The following is a 2,314-nucleotide window of genomic DNA, read 5'->3' as shown; positions in this document are numbered from 1 at the left end:
CAGAACTTCAGTAAGTACGCCTGCAGGGTCGACAATATGAGGAGCGGTCATCGTGAGATGTCCTTTCGAGTGGGATGTGAGAATTTTCCTCGAAGGACCCACGGTGACCGCGCCCCATTCAGGGCCATGCCGGTCACCAGCGGGTGTTACACCACTCTACGGGGCACTACTGCGCTAGTTTCATGGGGACGCAGGCGGCGGCGCCACGGACCCCAATGGCTAGAAAGATGTCGGCCCGATCAGGAAGTGGCCATCACACACCAGCAACAGCACTACCGAACGGGCAAGTGTCGACGCGAAGACGAAGCCGCCGCCAGCAAAGCGGCACCGTGGATCGAGTCCTACCAGGGAACCCGCATCGTAATTTCCCACTCGCTAACTGAGGTTGTGGACGGCAAGCAGGGCATTTCCTTGATCAACATTTTCAACCCCAGCCGGTGGCTTGTCTGGGACGCCGCAGTCATAACGAACGAACCAGCAAAGCAATATATGCAACCAATGCAATCATTTATTGCATAGTAAGCATTTACGCTGCCGCCCTGGCCGTAGATGACAGTGGACACAGACCGAATCGTCTGTGGCCACCGTGACCCGCTAAGGGTTCATCTGTCAGAACATGCGGATCAGTTCAATCAGTAACCTGGTTGAATTCACCGCGAGGTTCAAAGCGCCCCACAGCTTCTTAGGCTTTCGCTTCGAAGTCATGCCGGCACCTCCTCCCGTAGGAAAGGGTGCGACACCGAAAAACGCTGATAAACGAGGCAAAAACCTGTCAACGCGGACTGTCGACTGTCGACCCAGAATAGGAATATGCTCGGCGCATGGACCCCTTTGAAGTCTCGATTGATCATGAACTGTTCCGCATCAGCGAAAGATACCAACCAGCGGACAACGCTGCACACCAGTTGCTGTTAGTACCCTGCTGCCGGCTTTTGCTCGATGTAGTTAATGATGAAGAAGTCGTCGAAGGGCACCAGCTCGACGTACCAGCGGGTGGGCTTGGCCAGCCCGGCCCAGTCCGTCGGATCTGCGGGCGTGCCGGGCGCCGGACGGTAAATTGCATCAAATTTCAGGAACGTTCCGTTTTCGGTGGCACTGGTAGAGATTTCCTTCAGCAGTTCAAAGTGCCCTTGAGGCCCTTGAACGTCGATACCGGTACTCACCGCATTTCGCAGTGACTGGGCAGTGAGCTCCTGCTGCCCAGCATAGTATTCCTGCCATGCAACGTCTGTTTGCGTGGTGAAGATTGTTTGTGAGTAGGCAATGCGGCTTTGTTCTGCCAACGCCGCGACACATGCGTCCGTCACGGTGGCCTCCGTATCGGCCCAGCCCCTCACTACGTCCGTTCCAGCATTCACCCATGAGCTGTAGGATTTCAAGACGCTGGCGATAGCTTCTGCAGGGGTGCCCTGCGGGATCCTGACGGCCTGGACGGAGTCTGCAGGCAGTTTTGGACAGCTAGGGTCAAGCACTAACTCCGGAGATGGGCTCGTCGTGGGCACCGGCGGCTGCTGCGGAGTGCATCCGCCCAATCCAGCCACCAGTACAAGTCCGAGCACCGCCGTCGTGATTGTCCTGCAATATTTGCCCACGCCATTCCCCCAATACTGTGCCGACCAGTTTGGTCGACGCGAACCAGTCTAAAGTCTGGCGGCAACAGTACGTGACGATATCCATCGGCGCCGAACGTGTGGTCAGCAACGCAAAATATCGCTCCTCCAACGGCCAGGACTCGTCGCGCTCACCGTTCTCTAGGGGAACTTTGGCCAGGACAGTTTTCCCGGGAATAGCTAAACAACGATTTCTCCACCGCGGTCATCGACGGAGGCTCATGTCTATTTGGGTGCGATCAAGCTGGGAGGTGAGTTTGCTTTGCGATGGTTCCCCTGAACGGCCACTTTTGCCGCACTATACAAAAGCCCCGGTTCGATGACGAGATTAATGGCAATGTGCGCAAGGACAGCTGGAAACACAACGCGATCCGATGCGACATACACCAGTGCCAGAAGAACGCCGAGTGTCGCTGTGGAGCCAACAACAGGTAGCACGATTCGCCAACTCTTTGAGAAAAGGGCCCATACAGAGTGGACGGCGGCGAAAACAACTGCGGAAATCACTATCTGCGCAAGCAGCGACGTGCCTGCGCTGGCGAGGCCGTCCATCACAATACGGCGATAGAACATCTCTTCGACCACACCTGACAGGTCAAGTCCCGTGGAGTGGTGTAATCGTTTTGTGATGCTTCGAGGTTGTTGAAGGGTTAGAAGTTGTAATTCTCCGACGGGTTTGCGGGTTCGGGTTCCTCCGTTGGGTT

At 56.1% G+C, this 2,314-nt stretch carries 3 protein-coding genes; 1 reads left to right on the top strand and 2 read right to left on the bottom strand.

Annotated features, from left to right (window positions below; translation table 11 throughout):
• Window positions 1–246: 246 nt before the first annotated feature.
• Window positions 247–519: a hypothetical protein gene (locus ACX80E_RS17135; RefSeq protein ID WP_459303270.1), complete on the top strand. Its 273-nt coding sequence runs from the start codon at window positions 247–249 to the stop codon at window positions 517–519.
• Window positions 520–911: 392 nt separating this feature from the next.
• On the opposite strand, the gene ACX80E_RS17130 is transcribed toward ACX80E_RS17135, so the two are convergent.
• Both ACX80E_RS17130 and ACX80E_RS17125 read right to left on the bottom strand, forming a co-directional pair.
• Window positions 912–1,307: a hypothetical protein gene (locus ACX80E_RS17130; RefSeq protein WP_459303269.1), complete on the bottom strand. Its 396-nt coding sequence runs from the start codon at window positions 1,305–1,307 to the stop codon at window positions 912–914.
• Window positions 1,308–1,835: 528 nt separating this feature from the next.
• On the bottom strand, window positions 1,836–2,314 hold a 479-nt coding region (locus tag ACX80E_RS17125), incomplete at its 5' end, for a CPBP family intramembrane glutamic endopeptidase (protein WP_459303268.1).

Source organism: Arthrobacter sp. TMN-49 (genome assembly GCF_054511095.1).
The sequence above is the reverse complement of the archived record's forward strand: the minus strand, read 5'-3'. Positions and strand labels throughout refer to the sequence as shown.